This is a genomic window from Halobacillus dabanensis (assembly GCF_900114165.1).
Taxonomy (GTDB): Bacteria; Bacillota; Bacilli; order Bacillales; family Halobacillaceae; genus Halobacillus; species Halobacillus dabanensis.
Genome location: NZ_FOSB01000020.1, coordinates 1 through 21981 on the forward strand (window position 1 = coordinate 1; position 21981 = coordinate 21981).

Consider the following 21981-nt stretch of genomic DNA (forward strand, 5'->3'; position numbering starts at 1 on the left):
GGGGCTGCGGGGAATAGCTCGCTTTCCGCGGGAGCGCGGTGAGCCTCCTCAAGCTTTGCTCTTCGGGGTCTCACCAAGCACTTTTTTCCCGCAGGAGTCTCACCATTCCCCTCCGCCCCTTTGCCATATAAGGGTCTCGAAACCACTTACGGAAAAAGCTGCTTCATACACATGGTAATTGGAGAAGAATGAGCTCCTAATAAGCTATTCTGCACGCGGAAAGCCTGTTATAGAGCGATTTACGCTTATAACAACAGGATAGTGGAAGACAGCCTGCCTCGGTGAAGTAGTTCGTTACTCACATATATCGAATGGGGTGGCTGGGAAGCTGCGAGACTCCCGTGGGAGGAAGGAGATAGGTGAGATCCCGCAGGACGAAGTCCACTCCCCCACAGGAAAGCGAGTAGCTTCCCAGCCGCCCTGACACTCAACCAGGCAACGAACCCCAAAACATCTCGAAATCAATTCTTCCACAATCCTGCCATTTTGTTGAATAACTATAATACTCAGTTGGTAATTTCCCGGGCAATATTCGACAGTTCATTGCAATAATTTCTTAAGTTTATTAATAGGCTGGCTCCTTCTGGCTAGATTATAATTTTTGAATGGACAACCTTTCTCGGCAATACGTGCAGGAATCGTTTTAATTGAAAATGATTCTGGCTTCAAACCCTCCACCACTTCTTCCCAATATAAAGGGGTGGCGACAGTAGCTTCTTCTGTAGCCCTCGGGGAATAGGGAGCAATAATTGTCTTTCCTTCTGCATGTTGGACATAATCGATGTAAAGGCGGTCGCCACGATTTTTCTTCAAACGCTCCACAGTGAATAAATCAGGTTCTTCTTGTATGAGCAGGGTAGCAAGAGTTTCTGTTATTTTCCTCGTTTCTTCGTAAGATAAATCTCCTTCCTGAATGGGGATATGGATTTGCATCCCTTTATTACCTGAAGTTTTTATAAAACTCACTACTTCCAGTTCATCCAATAGGTGCTTTAATAAATTAGCAGCCGTAATGGCGTAATGGAAATAACTACGGTCGGGTGGGTCGAGATCAATGACAATCTCATCAGGTTCCTGTCCGCCTGCTTTTTCAAAAGGAATATGGTATTCTAGTGCCCCTTGATTCGCAACCCATAAAAGGGACAATAGCTGATCACATATCATGAATGGCTCTCCGTTCTCCATCCAAGTCTTTAAATAGTCTGGGGCATGATCAGGACGGTGCTTTTGGAAAAAGGATTCTTCATTAATTCCATCCGGGTATCTGATCAATGTCAGCTTTTTTTCGTTTATGAAAGGTAACATGTGAGGTGCGATTTCCCTCATATAACACAAAAAGTCCTCTTTCGTTAGGTGAGACCATAGGTGCTTTTCTACATGAGAGGGTTCAAATGTACTTGGAAAAAGAGAGAGATCCCATTTCAGTTTTGCTTCCGTACATTCTTCGGCAGAAAGGTCGAACCTGAATTGATGAAACATTGGTTCCCTGAATTCTTCCTCTTCCGCATTTAAACAATGGATATCGACACATACACTCGGCTGGAGAACCCAGGTTTGTTTTTCCTTTTTTCCATGCTCTTTAAAGAAAGTTTTTAGGGTTTCATTTTCATCGTCAGAAAGGCCGTGCTTGAACTTTCCGAGGGACTGGACACTTTCTCTTGTATAGATGCCTGCCTCGTAATAACTATTTTTTAGATCGTAAGTTTGTAAAAAGCAGGATACCGTCCTCCACTGTTTCCATTTCAGCCACTGTTGTCCCCGCTCCCCTTGCTGGTAAGTACTTTTTTTCAGCTTTGCAACAATGCCTTCAGCCAGATGTAACTCTGCTATAGTTTGGATATCCTGTAGCCTTTCAAATGTTTGTGCTTCCTGAATATATGGGTGCGCTATGGTTGTGACGATTTTCGTTGTTTCCTTTTTTCGTTTTGTTAGTGGCAGTGATAGCTTGCGGGTGGCATCAAAAGCAATGAAAGTAGCTGGTCGTTGTTTTGCTGCCTCCTGGATTCTTGTTTGTTTTCGCATTCGTCCTCTCGTTTGAAGAGCTTGGAAGTTACTTTGATAAGGTGTATTTAAAATCGTTAATTCTCCATCAAGGGAAAAGGGGATTAACTTCTTAGGTATATTGATTTCCGATATTTCCGGAAAACGATCACTCAAATCCTTTCCATTTCGGCTCCATAATTTAATGCCCTCTTCTGTGGCTTCCAGGACCGCCCGGAAGCCATCATACTTGATTTCATAGATCCAGTCTTCTCCCTCGGGCAAGTCGGTCGTAGCGGTCAGTAACATCGGTTTCATGGACAGCCTCCTTTTTTATAAGATGAGAAAGTAAAAATTTTTGCCCTCACAACCAAGTAGTGTCAAGCGCGCTGGTAGATCTTCCGGACGTAAGCAATCCGTCCTGCGAAAGGACATACCACCTTTCTCCGGGTGCTACTTATGCGTGTCGGATTTAACAGGGCTCTTGCACTTTTCTTATTTATTTTGTCCATAATGGCGGAACATATTTTTCTTCAATACGTGAATGCTATGGAAAAAGGAGTGGGCGGCATGCACACGATGTGGAAAGGGACGATCAGTTTTGGGCTTGTCAATATCCCTGTCAAGCTTCATGCAGCAACCGAAAATAAGGATATAAAATTGAGACAACTTCATGAGGAATGCAAATCACCTGTGGAATATGAAAAGCGGTGTCCGGTCTGTGAAAAGGAAATTGAAAGTGATGAGATCGTCAAAGCTTACGAATATGCGAAAAATAAATTCGTTGTTCTGGATAAAGAAGATTTGGATCAATTAAAGAAAGAGCAGGAAGATAAAGCAGTTGAGATTATGGACTTCGTTAAATTGGAAGAGATCGATCCTATTTATTTTGAACGTAGTTATTTTATTTCTCCAAGTGAAGGAGGAGCGAAAGCATATAGTCTATTACGCCAAGCACTTGGGGATACAGGGAAGATAGGTATTGCTAAAATAATCATCCGATCGAAAGAGCAATTGGCCATCGTGCGGGTCTATGAAAACACGCTATTGATGGAAACCATCCATTTTCCGGATGAGGTACGGGCGATTCAGGATGTACCAAATGTTCCTGAGGAAACAGAACTAAGCAAAAAGGAATTGAGCACAGCTGTGACATTGATCGACCAATTGACAGCAGAATTCGACCCAGAAAAATATAAAGATGATTATAGGACGGCCCTTATGGATTTGATTGAAGCGAAGAAAAACAATGAAGAAGTGACAACAGCTAAAGATAAACCGAAGCCAGATAATGTTACAAATTTGATGGATGCACTAGAAAAATCATTGGAAAAAACGAAAGGAACAAAAAAGAAGAAGACAACAAAGCGGAAGACCACCACTTCTGGAAAGAAGAAAACCTCTTGATTATCTTCCTTACAGACTTTACACCTGTTTATCATGGTTGATTCAAAGTGGAGAAATGAGTATAGGGATTGAAAAATCAGAAGAATTGTTCAAATGCGCTTATCAAGTTTTTATGAAGTCGTCCGGACGGACAATCCGTGTACGATTAACAGAACGAGTATGAGACCTTCGCGGTTTTATACTCGTTTCTTATTTACCATGAAATTATAAAATTTTCCAAATGACTTTGAGAGGGAGACAGAAAAAACAGAAATTAACCAAAACCTTTTCTTTAAAGAAGAGGACAAGTTCCTCTATAATAAGAGGTAATAAAAATGTCAGAAAAATCAAAACCATTCATCATATACTCAGAAAAAAGGGGGCAGAGGACATGGACGATTTTTCTGTATCACTACGAGATGTATGGAGGGCAAAAAAGAGAATAGCGGGGATCATAAACCAAACCCCCTTGATTTACTCAGAACCACTATCCCAATGTACAGAAGCTAATATTTACCTTAAATTAGAACAAAGTCATCCTACTGGTGCCTTCAAACTTCGCGGGGCAGCGAATAAAATCTTATCCCTGGAAGAAGAAGCGCAACAAAAAGGGGTGACCACTTTTTCTACAGGAAATCACGGTATTGCCGTCGCTTATGTTGCAGCTGAGCTAGGCATTCCGTGTACGGTATGCATATCTAACCGAGTCCCTGCAGCAAAAGTGAATCGTTTGAAGAAATTAAAAGCAGTTGTGGAAAAGGTGGGTTCAAGCCAGGATGATGCTGCCGATCGCTGCAGGCAGTTGGAAAAAGAAAAGGGGATGACCGTCATCAAACCATTCGACGACAAAGAAGTGATCGCGGGCCAGGGGACGATTGGGCTTGAGATAATCGAGCAATGTCCAGATATTGATGAGGTTATCATTCCATTGTCAGGAGGAGGATTGTTATCCGGAATCGCGTTTGTGATGAAATCCATTGATCCTTCTACCCGTATCACAGGAGTGACAATGAAGAAGTCTTCTGTGATGCTGGAAAGTTTAGGGCATGGAAGACCTGTTCGTTTGGAAGAGGAAGATACGCTTGCAGATAGTTTGCTTGGGGGCATTGGACTGGACAATCACTACACATTCTCTTTGACAAAGAAGTATATGGATGAAGGGGTTCGTGTGGAGGAGAAAGTGATTGAGAATGGTCTGTTGTTTTTGATGGAACACCATAAAATGATTGTGGAAGGAGCGGCTGCTATCGGGGTCGGTCACGCCTTGGTCCACAAAGGACAATTACAAAAGAATACCGCCATTATCGTAACGGGAAACAATATTGATCATGAAGTCATAACAGGATTGTTAAGGCAATCTTGAACGGGGAGGGAAAAAGATGGGGGTTGCAGTTGGAGATATTCTGAAACTTCCCGTGCTGGAACAGGCAACATTACAGACGGAACTGTATGAGAGAAAAGTGGAGTGGATTTCTGTTATCGAAACCCCTGTAGAGAATTTTGTAAGGAATAATGAATTTGTGTTAAGTACAGGAGTGGGGTGTGCCAATGATGTGCATGCTCTTGAGGAATATGTGCAGGATGTGATTCGTTCTGATGCCTCTGTGCTCGCTTTTGCTACGGGTCGGTATATTTATAAAATCCCGGATCGTATCGTAAAACTGGCGGAAAAGCATGAGTTGGTCGTTATGGAGATTCCATGGGAAGTGAGATTTGGGGACATCCTACAAGATGTATTACGATTGATTGGGGAAGAAAAACAGACCGAACAACGAAGAACGGAAGAAATTCGTCAAGAGTTAATCAACTGCGTTTTGAATGGGAAAGGCCTCCAGGATATAACAGCGGTCATTTACAAGAATACTGGAATCCCTACAGCCATTAGTGATCACAATAAACAAATTAGGGCAAACCAACACTTTGACCGTTATTGGATTGATGTTTTGAATGGAAATGAACAGGAAGCGGGCACTCTGATAGAGATGGAATGGCAGGTCGATCATCCCCTTTGTCATTACATTGAAACCTATCAAATCGGTGAACATGTGTGTCATCAGTTAACCATTCTCTCTAACTATAAAAAGCAAGGGTATGTATTGTTCAAACCGGAAGATCCGGATGAACTGAATCCAACAACCTTCCATATATTAGAACATGCCTTAACAGCCTGTGCGCTTTATTTTGTAAAAGAAAACGCGATAGAAATGACAGAAATTCGTCTTAAGGATAATTTCCTTTTGGATTTGGCTAAACGAGATGTGGTGATAGATCGTTCTCTCTTATCAAAAGCCCAGCTGCTCGGTTATGATTTGGAGAAGCCGTATATTTGTCTTGTGGGCCATATTCAGTTTTTTCCAACGCTGGATAATCCAATCGGGAATGCGGTGCCCCACGTGCAGTCCTCTTCTATAAATAGCCGGAATTATTATATTCAAAAAGAGGTCACTCACGCAGGAGATGCAATTAAAAGGCAGACAATGACCACTTTTGACGAAGGGGAAGTGATTGTATTTCTGGAAACAGACCGGCCTGAATACGAGGAGACAGCGAATCAGTTTTTAGATTTGATCGAACGCAGGCTGCACGAATTATTGAAGGGAATTACGATCAGTTGGGGAATTTCTTGTCATAAGGGTGGGTATCAAGTCTTTCATAAAAGCTATGAAGAAGCAGCGACAGCATTGAAAATAGGTAAGCAGCACGAAGAAGGGGAACGGACTTTTTTCAGTGATACACGAATGAATCGCCTACTCATGGCGCTATCACATGAAAAAGAGATAGGGGAGATCGTTCAAGATACATTAGAGAAATTGATTGATTATGATCAAAAAAGACAGACGGAACTAATTCATACCTTCATGGTGTATAACAAGTACAATAGTAATGTAAGTCAAACAGCAAGGGCTATGAATTTGCATCGACAGTCATTATTACACCGGTTGCGTAACATTGAACACTTGACCGGACTCTCGCTCTTAGATGCAGATGACCTGTTTTTGCTAGAGTTGAGTGTGCGGCTTTGGTTGTTGAAAAAAGTAGAAAGATAGAGCTGCACGTGTAAAGGGTGCGGCTCTATTTTTCATCTTTAACGATCGTTTTCCATTCCCCTTGTGAATCGCCGCGCTCTTTCAGCTTGACTGTCCACTGATCGGCCTGTTGATCGAAGGCCAGCAATTCGACGGCTAGAATATTCTCTCGATCTGCTTCTGATAACGCTGTAGATAAAGCTTCAGAAGCCTTCAAATCAGCACCTTCCACTTCACTCATTTCCAGTTCTTGAACTCTTTCAGCTGTCGCTTGTTCCGGGAAAGACTCTGCGATAGCCCCATCTACCCAAACTTCCACCTGTTTACCGATCCATAAACCCTCCGGTGCTTCCGACACCCACATTGCACGACCTTCTTTTGCCGTTTCCTCATCCATTGGGGTGACGACTAAAATTCTGTTTTCATCCTGGTCCATCACAAAGCCTGCCATATCTGGCTCAATATCTTCTGCTCCTGCTTCATTAGGGTCATAGTCATCTGAGGTGGATGCCGCCCCACAAGCACCAAGAACAAGGGAGATGCCAATGACTGTTCCAAACACCCATTCTTTTTTCATAAGAATCACTCCTCATCTTTATCATTGGCGTATAAACAAGGCTAAAAGTTTCACATGACAGAATCATCCAACTTTGTTATGATAAAAATCACCAAGCAAATAAGAATATGAAACTACTAGGGGAGCCTGAATGGGCTGAGAGGAAAGCGAGTGAGCTTTCTGACTCTTACGGACCTGATCTGGTTAATACCAGCGGAGGGAAGTAGTTAGACTTACGTCTATCAACTTTCGGTATTCCGAGCCAGGTCTTCTTAGGATCTGGCTTTTTTGTCGTAGACACCATCCAGTTCAAGCACCATCCCCCTCGAGGTTTAGGTCCACCCTCACTGAGACAGAGAATGTCACGGCGAGTTTCATCTTAAGCTTATCAGGGAGGAGCGAGGTGCTTTCATTATTTATCTTTTTACCCCGCTGAAAATGTTGGACTCTAAAGGCATGGGTTCCCGTAGAGGAGAGGAGGTTGAAAAATTGAAAAATACGAAACTACTTACACTGATGGCCGTCCTGGTAGCCATTGGAACGCTTGGTGCTCAATTCCTATGGTTTCCAGCAGGGATTGCTAAGGCATATCCAGTCCAGCATGCAGTTAATGTTATAGCTGCTGTAACTCTTGGCCCTTTACCTGCTGTCGTGATTGCTTTTGTTATTGGGCTTTTGCGATTCTTGCTGGGGCTTGGTACGTTACTCGCATTTCCTGGTGGGATGATTGGTGCTTTTTTGGCGGGACTTTGCTACAAATTGTATCAGAAAAAGAGATCTGCAGTAATCGGGGAAGTGATCGGTACAGGGATTCTTGGTGCTTTGGCATCTGTTCCAATTGCACATGTGTTGATGGGAAGTTCGGCAGGTGCCTTAGCCTTTCTCCCATCATTTCTAGTAAGCAGCATCTCTGGGGCATTTATTGCAACGTTTGTTTTGTCTCGGGTGAAAATTGAAAAAACTCTCTTACAACCATAATACACGGAAACTGCTAGGGGCGCGAGTATTCGCTGAGATAAGGAAGGAATTCCTTGGTCCCTCAACACCTGATCCGGATCATGCCGGCGGAGGGAAGTAGTTAGCTCCCCTTCTATCCTCTAGTAGCTTCCGAAAAATTCAAGGAGGCTCCATCATGTCTTTTTCCAATGTATTAAGAAATGAAAATCAAGATGTCTTTGAAAAAATCTTTAGTCACCCTTTTGTCCAGGGAATCGGAACAGGGGATATTTCAAAAGAAGCGCTTGCTCATTATATCAAGGCTGATTATGAATATTTGAATGCGTTTATGCATGTGTATGGTGTGGCCATTTCGAAGTCATCAAATAGGGAAGATATCCAACTGTTCAATCAACAAATCGATTTTGTTTTGAATAGTGAAGTGCATCCACACAATAATTTCTGTGAACATATCGGAGTTCCATATGAAGAATTGCAAGGATTTCCACTTCCGCCGACGGCAGATCACTATATCAAACATATGCTTTATCATGCTCACCAGGGCGGGATTGGAGAGATTCTGGCCGCATTGCTTCCATGTCCATGGACGTACTTAGAGATTGGCCAAGAATTACTGGATACTTTTAAACCGGACTCTTCTCATCCTTTTTCTCCGTGGATTCATTTCTATGCGCAGAAAAAGGTGAACAGTTTGACGGAAGTGCTATGTTCTAAATTGGATGATTATGCGGAACAGGCATCAGAAGAAGAGAAAGGCCGCATGAGAGAAGCTTTCCGAAAAAGCTGTCAGCTAGAATATGCCTTTTGGGATATGGCGTATACCCAAGAAGAGTGGCCTGTCGGAAAGGAGGCTGTCCGATGAAACGCATTCCGTGTGTGCTGACGATCGCTGGAACAGACCCTAGTGGGGGAGCAGGTATTCAAGCAGACTTGAAAACTTTCCAAGAATTGAAGAGTTATGGGATGAGTGTGATTACGTCTGTCGTCGCGCAAAACACTACAGGAGTGAAGGATGTCCATCATCTCCCTGAGCATTTTCTTCAAGGGCAATTGAATGCAGTATCAAACGATATGCCCATTGATGCCTTTAAAACGGGAATGATCGCGAACAAAAATATGATGAAAGTGATCAGTGAATGGCTCTCCGAGGTGAAAGCTCCTTATGTCATGGATCCTGTTATGGTAGCGCAAAGTGGGGACCCGTTAATAGAAAAAGAGGCTCAAGCGTACTTGAAAGAGTATCTAGTGCCGAGAACTACGCTTGTAACTCCCAATATTCCTGAAGCAGAAGCACTTCTTGATAAATCGATTGAATCAGAATCAGATATGCAAGAAGCAGCAAAAATGATCGTCCAAGAATTAGGTGCAGGCGCCGCATTGATAAAGGGGGGGCACAGAAAAGGAAAGGCAATTGATTTCTTATATGATGGTGAGCGTATTCATAGTTATGAAGCGGAACGCATCGATTCATCCAATACCCATGGAACAGGGTGTACGTATTCCGCAGCGATTACCACTTACTTGAGCCAGGGCTATTCCTTACCGGTGGCGGTTAAAGAAGCTAAATTCTTTGTTACAGAAGCCATTCGTCATTCTTTTGACTTAGGAAAAGGGAGTGGACCAACGAACCATTTCGCAAGGCGTGAGGAGGTGTTTAAACAGTGAATACGACCGTAATAGAGCGAATCAGAACGCGACGTCCCTTAATCCATCATATAACGAACGCTGTTGTCATGAACTTTACGGCTAATGGTTTACTAGCATTTGGCGGCTCACCTATCATGGCGAACGCCAGCGAAGAGGTAGGAGAAGTCACGAGGGTATCGAATGGGTTGTTGCTTAATATCGGAACATTGACGGAAACGCAAGTGAAAGCAATGATATTAGCAGGAAGAGCGGCCAATGAAACAGGAATTCCCGTCGTATTGGATCCGGTTGGAGTTGCTGCGACTTCCTATCGCTCAGAGGTTTGCGAGCGTATTTTAGGGGAGGTGCAACCGACTTTAATTAAAGGTAATGCAGGAGAGCTCGCTCACCTTGTCGGTATAGAGATGGAAACAAAGGGAGTGGACTCTACAGGTTCTGGGAATTTGGAAGACATTGTGCGGAGAGTAGCAGAAAAATATCAAACAGGGGCCGTTTGTACAGGGGAAAAAGATGTCGTTTGGATGGATGGTGAAATCAAAGTTAATCGAAGTGGCCATCCCTTGTTATCACAGATTACTGGTTCAGGCTGTTTGTTAGGGTCACTGGTGGCAGCAGCCCTCGCGGTGGATGGAAAGCCATTAGAGAACGTAACAGCCGTTTTAAGACTTTATGGAGAAGCTGCCGAAAAAGCAGCAGCACATAAAGATGTAGAAGGCCCTGGAACTTTCCTTCCGCGTTTTATCGACGCTCTGGCCAAGGAAAGTTGGGGTGATGATTCATGAAGGGGGAGTACTTAAGAAAATATCTTGTTATGGGGAGTCGGAATTGTGATTATGACCCTCTCCTTGTTCTTGATAAAGCTATACTTGGTGGAATTACCTGCTTCCAATATAGAGAGAAAGGGGAAGGGGCATTAAAAGGGGAAGCGATGTATAGTCTGGGACATAAACTGCGGAGAAAGTGTGCAGAAGCAGATATCCCATTTATTGTGAATGATGACGTAGAACTTTTTGGGGCCTTAAACGCCGATGGCATTCATGTGGGACAAAGTGATCAAAGTGTGGAAGAGATACGTGCGAAATATCCAAATACGATAATTGGATTATCTGTTTCCAATAGAAAAGAGCTGGATCAAAGCCCTGTACAACTTGTTGATTATCTTGGAGCGGGACCGATGTTTGCGACAACAACGAAGAAAGACACAAAGGAAGTGATCGGCCCGGAATGGGTGAAAGAAGTGAAACACCTGTATCCTGATGTTCCAGTTGTAGGAATCGGGGGGATTGGTCCGGAAAATTCCGAAAGGGTAATAAAGGCGGGGGCAGACGGGGTCGCCGTCATATCAGCTATTACGAAAGCGAAAGATATCTCTGCTGTGATAAAGTCTCTATGAATTAGAAAAAGGTAACAATTAAAACGATTGACATATCTTAGAGGTGGGTTTACGGTACATCGTGTCCCATGGAGCTTTGTAAAATTTCAAACCAGTGATCATGATTCAGTTTTATGCTCAGTGCTGTAGTGGCACTATCGATACGTTTCTTTTTTCCTGTACCGACGATAGGCATGATTTTTGCGGGGTGGGAAAGAAGCCAAGCGTAGAGCACTTGATCTATTCCCTCGGCACCGATCTCTTCTTTCACCTTAGACAATGTATCCTGAAGGCGGACAGCTTTATCATCATCGGAAGTGAACACTTTTCCGCCTGCCAGGGGAGACCACGCCATCGGTGCTACCCGTTTTTCCTGGCAGAGGTTCAATGTCCCGTCTTCAAAGTTTTCAAGGTTATATGCAGATAGTTCTAACTGATTGGTGACAAGTTGGAATGGCAAAAAGGATTGTAACATGTTCCATTGATGATCTTTAAAATTCGATACACCGAAATGGCGGACTTTGCCTTCGTTCTTTAGTTTCGTAAAGGCAGAAGCAACAGCCTCCCCATCCATGAAAGGGTCGGGGCGGTGAATTAATAGTGTATCAATGTAATCTGTTTTCAAGTTTTTTAATGAGTTTTCTACAGAAGTGAGAATATGTTTTTCGCTCGTATTATAATGATGCGTTTTGTGTTCCGGTTTGTTTTTAGAAGGAAGGACGCCACATTTCGTTACAATCTCCATTTGTTCCCTTAAAGAAGGTTTCAACGAAAGTGCTTCACCAAACAGCTCTTCACAAGTATAACTTCCATAGATATCCGCATGATCAAAAGTGGTGATTCCTTGTTCTAAATTATGTTGGATCAAGTCTAGTGTTTCTTCTTTCGATTGCTTCCAATCAGCGAGACGCCACAACCGTGGATAATTCGGGAGTATGTCATATCTTCGGCAATCTTTATGCGTTCCATATTAAAACCTCTATTCCTATTTATATATCGTTATCATACTTTTGTTTTTATTGTGTCACCAGGATTTAAAACCGGGACTTCCATTTTCACTGTATCTGGATACTTAATTCCTGCCCCTGTGTTTAAGACCACCACTTCATCTTCTTCTGTAATCCATCCTTCTGACCTTAGTTTTCTCGCCGCTGAAAAGGCTGCGGCTCCTTCCGGGCAGACGAAAACGCCTTCTGTTTGGGTGATGTGTTTTTGCTCTTCTAAAAGGGAGGTGTCATCTATTGAAACTGCGCACCCTTCTGTTTCGTAGAGGGCTTCGAGGACGAGAAAGTCACCAATTGCTTTCGGGACGTTTATACCAAAGGCGACCGTTTCGGAATTCGGCCAAAAGGTCGATTCTTTTAACCCTTTCTCCCACGCCTCTACGATAGGCTTACAACCTTCCGATTGGACAGCCACCAATTTCGGCATTTGGTCTTTGGCAATCCACCCTAATTGTTGCAGCTCTTTCAAAGCTTTATAGATTCCTATTAAACCGACACCACCACCTGTCGGATAGAGGATAACGTCCGGAACTCTCCAACCTAGTTGTTCCGCAATTTCTAATCCCATCGTCTTTTTCCCTTCGATACGGTACGGTTCTTTCAATGTAGATACATCATAAAGTCCTGATTGCTTGACAGCTTTTGCTACAATCTGACCGGCATCGCTAATCAGACCGTCTACTAGAAAAAGGTTCGCACCGGATAAAGCACATTCATTCCGAGTGATTTTCGGAGCATCAACAGGCATGACGATCGTTGACTTCAACGATGCTCTGGCTGCATATAGAGACCAGGCAGCGCCCGCATTCCCGTTTGTAGGCATGGCAAGTTCTTCTACACCAAGTTCTTTCGCTTTAGAAACACCGACAGCTGCTCCGCGGGCTTTGAACGAGCCAGTGGGGATTACTCCTTCATCTTTCATATACAACTTATGGATATTCATATTTGCTTGTAGTGTTGGGAGGGGAATCAGAGGAGTCATCCCCTCCCCTAAGGAAGTCTTGTATGTAGGGTCCTGGAGTGGTAAAAGCTCGTGATATCGCCATAAATCAGGTTCCCTTGTCTGCAATTGATCGCGGGACCAGCTGTGTGAAAGTCTCTCCATATCGTATGCCACCAGTAATGGTGACCCGCAAATACAGAGGTGTTCGGGTTCCGCGGGAGAATACGTCTGTTGGCATTTTGGGCAATACAAGTGTGACAAATAACTATAATCCATCTCTCATCCTCCTCCTTTTTTATTAGCCATATCATAACATACAGAATGCTTGGGGTTGTCCCGCCCTTCTCATTGGTGACATTGTATCAAGGACATCTCCCAAACTTCATACACTTTTTACATTACAAGAAAAAAAATCTTTGAATACAATGGACATATACAGAAGTTTAAAAATTCAGATAACAACAGCGGAGGGGATGAGATGGTTCTTCCTTTTGATATTTTAGAATATCACCAGCGGCTGGAGGATACGAAGAAGCGGATGGCTGACAAAGGCATAGACGTTCTTCTGATTACAGATCCTGCGAATATGAACTACATTTCTGGATATGATGCTTGGTCATTTTATGTTCATCAGATGCTTGTCATCATTATTGATGAACCTCAGCCACTATGGATTGGTCGCTACCAGGATGCGAACGGGGCCCGTGCTACGACTTGGATCTATGAGGAAAATGTCATTGCTTATCCGGATTACTACGTCCATTCAGAGGTCTTCCATCCGATGGATTTCATTGCTGATATATTAATCCAGATCGGCCATGGGAAGCGTAATATCGGAGTGGAAAAAGACCATTATTATTTTACCGGAATGGCACTGGAGCGACTGCAAAGAGGATTGCCGAATGCCACCTTCCACGATGCGACATTATTGGTGAACAGAGTGAGAATTGTTAAATCAGATCAGGAAATCGAATATATGAAACGGGCGGCAAAAATCGCGGACTTAGCGATGACGAAAGGGGTCGAAAGTATTCATCCAGGTGTCCGGGAATGTGATACAGCTGCAGAAATCTATTATCACATGGTCAAAGGGACCCCGGAATATGGAGGAGAATATCCGGCTATCGTACCGCTTCTTCCGACAGGGGACCGCACATCGATTCCTCATCTTACTTGGACAGAACGACCTTTTGTGCAAGGGAATGCAGTAATTATTGAACTAGCAGGTTGCTACAAACGTTATCACGTCCCATTGGCTCGGACGGTGTCGATCGGTGATCCGAATGAAAAAATGAAGCAAGTAGCCCCTGTCGTGTTGGAGGGAATACAAGAGGTGTTGGACTTTGCCAAACCTGGGGTCACTTGCGGGGAATTGGAAGAAGTGTGGCGTAAGAGTATTAAGAAGCACGGATATGAAAAAGAATCCCGTTTAGGGTATTCTGTCGGACTGAATTATCCTCCTGACTGGGGAGAACATACGGCAAGCATCAGAAATGGGGATTCCACCGTTCTGAAGGCGAATATGACATTTCATTTGATTCCGGCGTTATGGTTCGATACAGACGGAATTGAAATCAGTGAAACATTCCGGGTTACAGAAAAAGGTTGTGAGCGTTTTACAACCTACCCACAAGAATTGATCATACGAGATCACATGGATTTGAGCGGCCAAATCAGCTGAAAAGGGGGGAAAGACTATTCGTTTATATGAGCGAAGTGAAATTGAAAAAGTGATACGGCTGGATACAGGTTTAGTAGGGAAAGTAGAAGAAGCTTTCACATCCCTCATTACAAAAGAGGTGCAGATGCCTCCCATCATGAGGATCGATGTTCCAGAGCATAATGGAGAACTGGATATAAAGTCCGCCTATATTCAAGGAGAGGACAGTTTTGCGGTAAAGCTGTCTTCTGGTTTTTTCAACAATCCTTCTATGGGATTGCCGAGCGCAAATGGGATGATGATACTGATTGATAGTCAAACAGGGGGGCCTCTCGCAGTGCTAGCGGATAGAGGATTACTCACGGACCTTAGAACAGCTGCAGCAGGAGCGGTAGCCGCCAAATACGGAAGCAGGACAGATAGCCGGGTGGTAGGCATTATCGGAACAGGAGCTCAGGCAAGGTTGCAGCTTCAAGCGTTGACCCTCGTACGACCGGTTGAGCGTGTGCTCGTTTATGGAAGGAACGTTGAAAAGCAAGAGAATTATAGGGATGAAATGACACACCAACTAGGAATTGCAGTGGAAATGTATGATACCATCCAAAAAGTTGTGGAAGAGAGCGACATTGTCGTAACCACCACTCCGTCGAAAGAACCGTTGATCAAAGGGGAATGGATACGACCTGGCCTTCACATCACCGCAATGGGATCAGACGCCGAACACAAGCAAGAATTGGATGCCGCCGTTTTGGAGAAAGCGGATATGATCATTTGTGACGTGAAGGCTCAGTCCGTTCGTTTGGGGGAACTGAGAACTTCCCCTGAAAAAATAAATCAAGCGATTGAATTAGGAGAATTGACGAGTAAGCGTAAATCAGGGCGAAAATCGGATTCAGAAGTGACAATTTGTGATCTTACTGGAACAGGAGTTCAAGATACAGCAATTGCTAGACATGTTTATTCTCTACTTATAACCGGGGAGGGCGTTAAGGATGAAAGAAGCGAGGTTTAGTACCAAATCTATTTGGGCCGGAGAAAAAGAGCAACTCGCTTTCGGGGCCACACAGGTGCCTGTTGTGCATAGTGTCTCATTCGGCTATGACGATATGGATGAATGGTATGAAGTAGCAGTAGGCAACAAAGCGGGACATATTTACGGAAGGAACACGAACCCGACCGTCCAAGCTTTTGAAGAAAAAATCAGGATTTTAGAAGGTGCAGAGGCCGCGACAAGCTTCTCCACAGGAATGGCGGCCATAAGCAATACCCTCAGTACGTTATTGTTTCCTGGTGATCGAATCGTCTCCATTAAGGATACGTACGGTGGAACGAATAAGATTTTCACTGAATTCCTACCAAAACAACAAGTTGAAGTTGTGTTATGTGAAACAGGGGACCATGAGGCATTAGAAACGGAAGTTGCCAAAGGGTGTAAGGTCCTTTACTTGGAAAGTCCGACCAACCCAACAGTGAAAATTACGGACATAAAACGGATGGCAGCAGCAGGTAAAGCGGTGGGGGCGACTGTTGTAGTTGATAACACTTTTGCGACCCCTGTCAACCAAAACCCATTAGATTTGGGGGCCGATCTCGTCATTCACAGTGCGACAAAATTTCTAGGAGGTCATGCGGATGCCCTTGGGGGAGCAGTATGCGGCAGGAAGCAACTCGTCGAGGACATCTACCATTATCGTGAAATAAATGGAGCTACCCTCGACCCAATGGCTGCGTACCTTTTATTGAGAGGGATGAAAACGTTGAAGCTCCGGGTCGAACAGCAAAATAAAAATGCGCTTGAGATTGCTGAGTATCTAAAGTCGTTCGACATGGTCGAAAGCGTCTTTTATCCAGGTCTTGAAGAGCATCCACACCATGATATTGCCAAACAACAAATGAAAGGCTTTGGCGGAATGCTTAGCTTTGCTGTTAAGGGGGGCGTAGCGACTGTAAGAGATTTGTTACCTAAGCTTCAGTATGCTAACAGAGCTGCAAACTTGGGATCTGTGGAAACGGTCGTAGGTCCATCCCGAACGACAAGTCACGTGGAATGTACGCCAGAGGAGCGAGCTGCAATGGGAATTCCAGAAGGGTTAGTCCGCTACTCTGCTGGGATTGAAGATATCGAAGATTTAAAAACTGATCTTTTCCAAGCTTTTCAGTCATTAAAAGCTTATGCCAATAAGTGAGGAGGGAGGCGATGTGAAAACCGAAGTCACGGACTTAGTATCCAGGTCCCAACAGTTATGGGGCCGTTTGGTGGAATGGAGAAGGGATTTCCATCGCTATCCTGAACTTAGTTTTCGAGAAAAGCGAACAAGTGAAAAAATCATCCGAAAGCTTGAATCATTGAAAGTTTTTGATGTTCATAAAAATGTTGGGGGATACGGTATTATAGCAACGGTTCGCCATGGGGAAGGACCGACGATTGGAATTCGGGCTGATATGGATGCACTACCAGTGATAGAGTCTTCTTCTGTGCCCTGGACTTCCTTGAATCCAGGTGTGATGCATGCATGTGGACATGATGCTCACATGTCAATCCTCCTTGGTGTTGCCCATCTATTAGCTGAAGATGTTACTAGCTGTCGAGTGAAAGGGACCGTGAAATTGATATTTCAGCCTGCAGAGGAAAGTTGCGATGAGTTGGGTGAAACAGGTGCGACTAAGATGCTGAAGTCTGGGCATCTCGACGATTTAGATCATGTCCTAGCCCTCCATATGTGCCCATGGCGAAGAACTGGTGAACTACAGTGGAATGATGGGTTGAGCATGGCGAACAATGATGAATTTCACCTCGAAATTCAAGGTAGCGGAGGTCATGCGGGCTACCCCCATCATGTAAATGATCCAGTTTGGATAGCGACTTATATATTACAGTCGTTATATAGTTTAAATGGACGGAAGGTCGATCCTCTTGATATAGGAACCATAAGCGTTGGTCAAATCCACGCTGGGGATGCGACCAATGTCATTCCTGATTTGGTGGAGATCAAGGGTACGATGCGATCCTACAAAGAAGAGGTTAGAGAATTGCTTGTAAAAGAAATTCATCAGATTGCAAAGATTGTAACAGCACTTGGAGGTGATTACACGCTTCAAATCAACCAAGGTGAGCCGGCTCTCCTTAATGATCCCAAAGTGAATGAAATCATTAAGGAAGCAGCTTCAGGTTTAAAATTTCATGAAGGTCCTTTCGGAATGGGAAGCGAAGACTTCAGTCATTTTACAAGACGGTTCCCAGGGGCGATGTTTTTTCTTGGATGTGGGTTAGATAAAGAAAAAAGCCTCCATCAGTCTGATTTTGATATCGATGAACGGTCCTTGCCACATGGTGTAAGAATCCTTTTGCACAGTGCTTATCTAATGATGGAGCGAGGAGGGAGATAATGAGTGTAAAGGTTGCATTGATTGGTTTTGGAGGTGTCGGTCAAGCTTTTGCAGAGATCATCCAGGATAAACAACAGGAATTGCTACGGGTACATGATTTAGAAGTGGAGATTGTAGCCGTTTCCGATGTAATGAAAGGTGCTGTATATCGAAGGGAAGGTTTGGATATCCCTCACCTTCTACAATGTGTCAAACAGCTGGGAAGCGTAGAAGCATATTCCAAGCACAAAGATATCGTAAAAGGATGGAGCAGCCTGGAAACCATCGTTCAGTCAGAAGCAGATGTAATTATAGAGGTCACTTATACGGATGTTAAAACAGGGGAGCCTGCTTTAACTCATTGCCACAAGGCTTTTGAAACAGGTAAAAGTGTTATTACAACAAATAAAGGTCCTGTAGCACTGGCCTACACAGAACTATTAGAAAAAGCAAAAAAACGTGGAGTGTTCTTTGGTTTTGAAGGTACCGTTATGAGTGGAACACCGGCTCTTAGACTTCCCCTTGAAACGCTCACCGGTAACAACATCAAGGAAATCAGGGGAATCCTGAATGGTACGACCAATTATATTCTTACCTCTATGGAGAATGGTATGGAATATCCGGAAGCTTTACAAAAGGCACAAACCCTGGGGTATGCAGAAGCGGATCCGACGAGTGATGTAGAAGGATATGATGTAAGATACAAAACGGCGATTTTATCTAATCATGTATGGGGCATTCCGCTCACTTTTGATGATATTCCTTGTGAAGGTATTTCAAAGCTCACAGCTGAGGATATAGCGGAAGCGGAAAATAATGGTGAAAAGTGGAAATTGATTGCGCGGATTACTCAGAACGGTCCTGGTAATGTTTCAGCGAGTGTCAAACCTGAGCGGATCAAAGTAGATGATCTGTTAGCAGGCGTAAGTGGAGCAACTAATGCGATTGTTTATGAATGTGATTTATCGGGTCCAATTATGTTGACAGGGGCAGGAGCAGGCTTAAAGGAAACAGGGTTCTCACTATTGATCGATCTCATTCATTATCAGAAACAGAAGCAGCCTAGCAAAATCTGAGGAGGGAGCACTATGCCCACAAAGGTGAACAGGCAAAAGATGTTAATCGGTGGAAAATGGGTGGCATGTGATCGGAACTTTGAAGTTTATAACCCTCAGGATGGAGAAATCATTGCCTACGTTCCTTCCGCTACAAAAGAAGATATGATAGAAGCAATAGGAATAGCTGACCGTACATTTCGTGAAAGATTTCCTCTACCTGTTCATGAAAGGATAGAAATATTAGAAAAAACAGCAGATTATATGACAGAGAACAGCGAAGATTTTGCTCATATTATCGCACTGGAAGGGAGCAAGACGATTACAGAAGCACGGTCTGAAGTGAAACGTGCGATCCAGACGATAAAGATCAGTGCGGAAGAAGCCAGGCGATTAAAGGGGGAAACCATCAATTTTGATCAGAATGCAGGTAGTGAAAATAAAGTCGGCTTTTATCAGCGTTTTCCGGTAGGGGTGATTGGGGCCATTACCCCATTTAATGATCCACTGAATCTTGTAGCACATAAGATCGGTCCTGCTATCGCATCTGGGAATGCCATTGTGCTCAAACCTGCTTCTGCTACTCCCATAAGCGCATTGAAGTTGGCGGAAGCGTTTGTAGAAGCAGGGTTACCACAAGGATATCTTTCTGTTTTAACAGGTTCAGGGAAGGAGATTGGTGACACCCTGATCACTCATCCATCAATCAAAATGGTTACCTTTACCGGGGGAGCAGAAGCTGGCGAAAGGATTACTCAGCGAGTGGGAACGAAAAAAGTGAGCATGGAGCTTGGATCAAATTCTCCGGTCATCGTCCTGGCGGATGCCGACTTGCCTAAAGCCGTTCATTCCTGTTGCTCAGGCGCTTTCTCTGCAGCAGGGCAAAATTGCATTGGTGTGCAAAGAATATACGTCGAAAAATCAGTATACCCACAGTTCCTGGATGCATTGATTGAAGCTACCGCATTATTGAGAACTGGTGACAAAATGGAACAAAGAACAGACATGGGTCCGATGATCAACGAAAAAGAAGCAGAAAGAGTAGCTGGTTGGGTAGAAGAAGCCGTCATTGCTGGGGCGAAGGTTGAAATCGGTGGCATTCGTGAAGGGGCTTTTTATTACCCTACAGTCATGACGAACGTGCCTGTTACAGCCAAAATTGCAAAAGAGGAAATTTTCGGTCCTATAGTCATCGTTCAACCCGTACAAGATCTGGACGAAGCGATTGAAAGATCAAACGATGTGGACTATGGATTGCAAGCTGGTATTTTTACAAATGATATTAATAAGGCTTTCAAAGCTATAGGTAAAATGGATGTGGGTGGAATCATGATTAATGATAGCAGTGACTATCGAATCGATGAAATGCCTTTCGGAGGGACGAAGGGATCTGGTATAGGCCGTGAAGGAGTGAGATTCAGTATGGAGTCCATGACAGAACAGAAAGTCGTTTGCTTTAATTTAGACAGTTGAAAACGGAAAAGGCGCTGCTAATGGCGCCTTTTCCGTTTTCGAGAGAAATGAACTTCCGTGATTGTGACTTTTCTCTCATTGTTTGTATTGGCATAACGAAGGGAATGGATTTAAAAAGGAGGTCATAAGAGTGGCGCAGTATTTTGTGAACCAAAACCAGCAGGTGGAAGGTCAACATGAAATACATGTAGAAGGCTGTGAATTCCTACCGTTTGAAAAGAACTTGTTAGAATTAGGTGGCCATACAGACTGCTCCAGTGCTATCGGCGTCGCGAGAAGTACTTTTGAGGAAGTGAATGGATGTAAGCATTGTTGTCCCGATTGTCATACAACCTAAAAAAAGCCCGTTATGGTAGAGATCATCCATAACGGGCTTTTTTCTTCCTAAACACCCTATTCCATAAGGCTCAGTTTCGAGATGTTTCCGTGGTTCGTTGCCTTGTTGGGCGTCAGGGGTGGTTGGGAAGCTACTCGCTTTCCTGTGGGGGAGCACCGAGCTTCCTCGGACTGCGTCCTGCGGGATCTCGCCCATCCACTTCCACAAAAGTCTCGAATTCGTGTCTTCCAGAATACTGCCAGTTAATTGAATAAGGACTAACATTAATGGAACTTCTTCTCAGGGATATTGTGTCCCGTCATGCAAATAGTAAACGTGAAGATATTCCTGAGGAGGATGCAAGAGATGAAGAAAAATTTGTTTCTTTTAATCGCAGCGATCATGATGATTGCCATGTTGGCTGCTTGTAATACAACAGAAGAGCGAGCAAGAGAAAGTCAGCGCAACAATTTGAACGAAGTCAGTTTCGGTCCAGAAGACCAGGGAATCCAAAAGGATCAACAGGTTCAGGATCCTGGAGCACAGGGGCAGAACCGTTTTGATGCTAACATCCCGTATGAAGGCATGACTCCTAATGGTGGCAATGGCCAAGGAGGACCTTATTTCTTTGATTTTGATGGTCGTTATCAGCCAGGAGAACAAAAGCAAGATCCAGGCCAAGGCCAGGAACGAGATCGTAACCGGGACCGTGACCAGGCTCAACAACCTGAAACACAAGAAAATGATGGTCAGCAAAATGAAGCAGCGAGTGGGGATTTCCAACAACAAGTCATTGATTTGACTAACGAAGCTCGTGAGAAAAATGGTTTGAAACCATTGAAAAACAGTAATGACGTTGAGGAAGTAGCGCAAGTTAAATCAGAAGATATGTCGCAGAACGACTATTTTTCCCATACTTCACCGACATATGGAAGTCCATTTGACATGCTGAAGGAATTCGGAGTGGATTATTCTACAGCTGCTGAAAATATCGCAGCTGGGCAACAGTCTCCAGAATCCGTTGTCGATGGCTGGTTGAACAGCTCCGGTCACCGGAAAAATATTATGAATAAAAACATTACACATATTGGTGTAGGGTATGCGAAAGACGGAAACTATTGGGTTCAAATGTTTATTGCAAAATAATAATGACATGACGCTTGGTTAAAACTAAGCGTCAGGATTACATACTCGCTCTCTACAAATTGGGTGAAAAGAATAAATTATCGAAGTAAGGGAC

At 43.9% G+C, this 21981-nt stretch carries 19 protein-coding genes, 1 pseudogene and 2 riboswitches; of the genes and pseudogenes, 16 read left to right on the forward strand and 4 right to left on the reverse strand.

Annotated elements, in window-relative coordinates; translation table 11 throughout:
• Positions 1 to 540: 540 nt before the first annotated feature.
• Positions 541 to 2298, reverse strand: a complete 1758-nt coding sequence (gene ligD / locus BMZ58_RS20170; RefSeq protein WP_075038325.1) for a DNA ligase D — start codon at positions 2296 to 2298, stop codon at positions 541 to 543.
• Positions 2299 to 2550: 252 nt separating this feature from the next.
• Here ligD and ku point away from each other — a divergent pair, with 252 nt between their 5' ends.
• The 3 genes from ku (at position 2551) to BMZ58_RS20185 (ending at position 6413) form a co-directional block, all read left to right on the forward strand.
• Positions 2551 to 3387 (forward strand): non-homologous end joining protein Ku, encoded by an 837-nt coding sequence (gene ku, locus BMZ58_RS20175; protein WP_075038351.1) that lies wholly within the window; start codon positions 2551 to 2553, stop codon positions 3385 to 3387.
• Between the two features lie 370 nt (positions 3388 to 3757).
• Positions 3758 to 4729: a threonine/serine dehydratase gene (locus BMZ58_RS20180; protein ID WP_075038326.1), complete on the forward strand. Its 972-nt coding sequence runs from the start codon at positions 3758 to 3760 to the stop codon at positions 4727 to 4729.
• Positions 4730 to 4745: 16 nt separating this feature from the next.
• Complete coding sequence (locus BMZ58_RS20185) at positions 4746 to 6413, forward strand: PucR family transcriptional regulator (RefSeq protein WP_075038327.1); 1668 nt, start codon at positions 4746 to 4748, stop codon at positions 6411 to 6413.
• 25 nt (positions 6414 to 6438) lie between these two features.
• On the opposite strand, the gene BMZ58_RS20190 is transcribed toward BMZ58_RS20185, so the two are convergent.
• Positions 6439 to 6969, reverse strand: coding sequence for a DUF3221 domain-containing protein (locus BMZ58_RS20190; RefSeq protein ID WP_075038328.1), 531 nt, complete (start codon positions 6967 to 6969; stop codon positions 6439 to 6441).
• Positions 6970 to 7077: 108 nt separating this feature from the next.
• Positions 7078 to 7187, forward strand: a riboswitch (TPP riboswitch).
• 250 nt (positions 7188 to 7437) lie between these two features.
• Here BMZ58_RS20190 and thiW point away from each other — a divergent pair.
• The 5 genes from thiW to thiE all read left to right on the forward strand — a co-directional run bounded on the left by thiW (position 7438) and on the right by thiE (position 10945).
• Positions 7438 to 7926 carry an energy coupling factor transporter S component ThiW gene (thiW, locus tag BMZ58_RS20195; protein WP_139207385.1) on the forward strand — a complete coding sequence of 163 codons (489 nt, stop codon included), beginning with the start codon at positions 7438 to 7440 and terminating at the stop codon, positions 7924 to 7926.
• A 5-nt stretch (positions 7927 to 7931) separates the two neighbouring features.
• A riboswitch (TPP riboswitch) is annotated at positions 7932 to 8038 on the forward strand.
• A gap of 42 nt (positions 8039 to 8080) precedes the next feature.
• On the forward strand, positions 8081 to 8767 hold the full coding sequence (gene tenA, locus BMZ58_RS20200; RefSeq protein WP_075038329.1) for a thiaminase II: 687 nt from the start codon (positions 8081 to 8083) through the stop codon (positions 8765 to 8767).
• A complete protein-coding gene (thiD, locus tag BMZ58_RS20205; protein WP_075038330.1) occupies positions 8764 to 9570 on the forward strand; it encodes a bifunctional hydroxymethylpyrimidine kinase/phosphomethylpyrimidine kinase in 807 nt (268 codons plus the stop codon). The genes tenA and thiD overlap by 4 nt, the downstream gene beginning before the upstream one ends.
• A complete protein-coding gene (gene thiM, locus BMZ58_RS20210; protein WP_075038331.1) occupies positions 9567 to 10334 on the forward strand; it encodes a hydroxyethylthiazole kinase in 768 nt (255 codons plus the stop codon). The genes thiD and thiM overlap by 4 nt, the downstream gene beginning before the upstream one ends.
• Before the next feature lie 29 nt (positions 10335 to 10363).
• Positions 10364 to 10945, forward strand: a complete 582-nt coding sequence (thiE, locus tag BMZ58_RS20215) for a thiamine phosphate synthase (protein ID WP_279626149.1) — start codon at positions 10364 to 10366, stop codon at positions 10943 to 10945.
• 49 nt (positions 10946 to 10994) lie between these two features.
• Here thiE and BMZ58_RS20220 read toward each other — a convergent pair.
• Both BMZ58_RS20220 and BMZ58_RS20225 read right to left on the reverse strand, forming a co-directional pair.
• Positions 10995 to 11893, reverse strand: a pseudogene (locus BMZ58_RS20220) (aldo/keto reductase).
• A gap of 33 nt (positions 11894 to 11926) precedes the next feature.
• Positions 11927 to 13147: a threonine synthase gene (locus BMZ58_RS20225; protein ID WP_075038333.1), complete on the reverse strand. Its 1221-nt coding sequence runs from the start codon at positions 13145 to 13147 to the stop codon at positions 11927 to 11929.
• A 202-nt stretch (positions 13148 to 13349) separates the two neighbouring features.
• On the opposite strand from BMZ58_RS20225, the gene BMZ58_RS20230 reads away from it, so the two are divergent.
• The 8 genes from BMZ58_RS20230 (at position 13350) to BMZ58_RS20265 (ending at position 21887) form a co-directional block, all read left to right on the forward strand.
• Positions 13350 to 14552, forward strand: coding sequence for a M24 family metallopeptidase (locus tag BMZ58_RS20230; protein ID WP_075038334.1), 1203 nt, complete (start codon positions 13350 to 13352; stop codon positions 14550 to 14552).
• A 16-nt stretch (positions 14553 to 14568) separates the two neighbouring features.
• Positions 14569 to 15543 carry a cyclodeaminase gene (locus BMZ58_RS20235; protein ID WP_075038335.1) on the forward strand — a complete coding sequence of 325 codons (975 nt, stop codon included), beginning with the start codon at positions 14569 to 14571 and terminating at the stop codon, positions 15541 to 15543.
• Positions 15524 to 16717 (forward strand): cystathionine gamma-synthase family protein, encoded by a 1194-nt coding sequence (locus BMZ58_RS20240; RefSeq protein ID WP_075038336.1) that lies wholly within the window; start codon positions 15524 to 15526, stop codon positions 16715 to 16717. Before BMZ58_RS20235 ends, BMZ58_RS20240 begins: the two co-directional genes overlap by 20 nt.
• A gap of 13 nt (positions 16718 to 16730) precedes the next feature.
• Positions 16731 to 17918 carry a M20 metallopeptidase family protein gene (locus tag BMZ58_RS20245; RefSeq protein WP_075038337.1) on the forward strand — a complete coding sequence of 396 codons (1188 nt, stop codon included), beginning with the start codon at positions 16731 to 16733 and terminating at the stop codon, positions 17916 to 17918.
• Positions 17918 to 18973 (forward strand): homoserine dehydrogenase, encoded by a 1056-nt coding sequence (locus tag BMZ58_RS20250; RefSeq protein ID WP_075038338.1) that lies wholly within the window; start codon positions 17918 to 17920, stop codon positions 18971 to 18973. The genes BMZ58_RS20245 and BMZ58_RS20250 overlap by 1 nt, the downstream gene beginning before the upstream one ends.
• A 12-nt stretch (positions 18974 to 18985) precedes the next feature.
• Positions 18986 to 20425: an aldehyde dehydrogenase family protein gene (locus tag BMZ58_RS20255; RefSeq protein WP_075038339.1), complete on the forward strand. Its 1440-nt coding sequence runs from the start codon at positions 18986 to 18988 to the stop codon at positions 20423 to 20425.
• A 130-nt stretch (positions 20426 to 20555) separates the two neighbouring features.
• A complete protein-coding gene (locus BMZ58_RS20260; RefSeq protein ID WP_075038340.1) occupies positions 20556 to 20762 on the forward strand; it encodes a hypothetical protein in 207 nt (68 codons plus the stop codon).
• 345 nt (positions 20763 to 21107) lie between these two features.
• The gene (locus BMZ58_RS20265; protein ID WP_075038341.1) at positions 21108 to 21887 is read left to right on the forward strand and encodes a CAP domain-containing protein; all 780 of its coding nucleotides are present in this window, start codon (positions 21108 to 21110) and stop codon (positions 21885 to 21887) included.
• The last annotated feature ends 94 nt before the right edge of the window (positions 21888 to 21981 follow it).

Excerpts from the sequence above, each read along its gene's own strand:
- thiE (WP_279626149.1), top strand. The coding sequence starts at position 10,364 with ATGGGGAGTCGGAATTGTGATTATGACCCTCTCCTTGTTCTTGATAAA.
- ligD (WP_075038325.1), bottom strand. The coding sequence starts at position 2,298 with ATGAAACCGATGTTACTGACCGCTACGACCGACTTGCCCGAGGGAGAA.
- BMZ58_RS20265 (WP_075038341.1), top strand. The coding sequence starts at position 21,108 with ATGAAGAAAAATTTGTTTCTTTTAATCGCAGCGATCATGATGATTGCC.
- BMZ58_RS20190 (WP_075038328.1), bottom strand. The coding sequence starts at position 6,969 with ATGAAAAAAGAATGGGTGTTTGGAACAGTCATTGGCATCTCCCTTGTT.
- thiD (WP_075038330.1), top strand. The coding sequence starts at position 8,764 with ATGAAACGCATTCCGTGTGTGCTGACGATCGCTGGAACAGACCCTAGT.
- BMZ58_RS20255 (WP_075038339.1), top strand. The coding sequence starts at position 18,986 with ATGCCCACAAAGGTGAACAGGCAAAAGATGTTAATCGGTGGAAAATGG.
- BMZ58_RS20230 (WP_075038334.1), top strand. The coding sequence starts at position 13,350 with ATGGTTCTTCCTTTTGATATTTTAGAATATCACCAGCGGCTGGAGGAT.
- BMZ58_RS20225 (WP_075038333.1), bottom strand. The coding sequence starts at position 13,147 with ATGGATTATAGTTATTTGTCACACTTGTATTGCCCAAAATGCCAACAG.
- ku (WP_075038351.1), top strand. The coding sequence starts at position 2,551 with ATGCACACGATGTGGAAAGGGACGATCAGTTTTGGGCTTGTCAATATC.
- BMZ58_RS20185 (WP_075038327.1), top strand. The coding sequence starts at position 4,746 with ATGGGGGTTGCAGTTGGAGATATTCTGAAACTTCCCGTGCTGGAACAG.
- tenA (WP_075038329.1), top strand. The coding sequence starts at position 8,081 with ATGTCTTTTTCCAATGTATTAAGAAATGAAAATCAAGATGTCTTTGAA.
- BMZ58_RS20180 (WP_075038326.1), top strand. The coding sequence starts at position 3,758 with ATGGACGATTTTTCTGTATCACTACGAGATGTATGGAGGGCAAAAAAG.
- BMZ58_RS20240 (WP_075038336.1), top strand. The coding sequence starts at position 15,524 with ATGAAAGAAGCGAGGTTTAGTACCAAATCTATTTGGGCCGGAGAAAAA.
- BMZ58_RS20250 (WP_075038338.1), top strand. The coding sequence starts at position 17,918 with ATGAGTGTAAAGGTTGCATTGATTGGTTTTGGAGGTGTCGGTCAAGCT.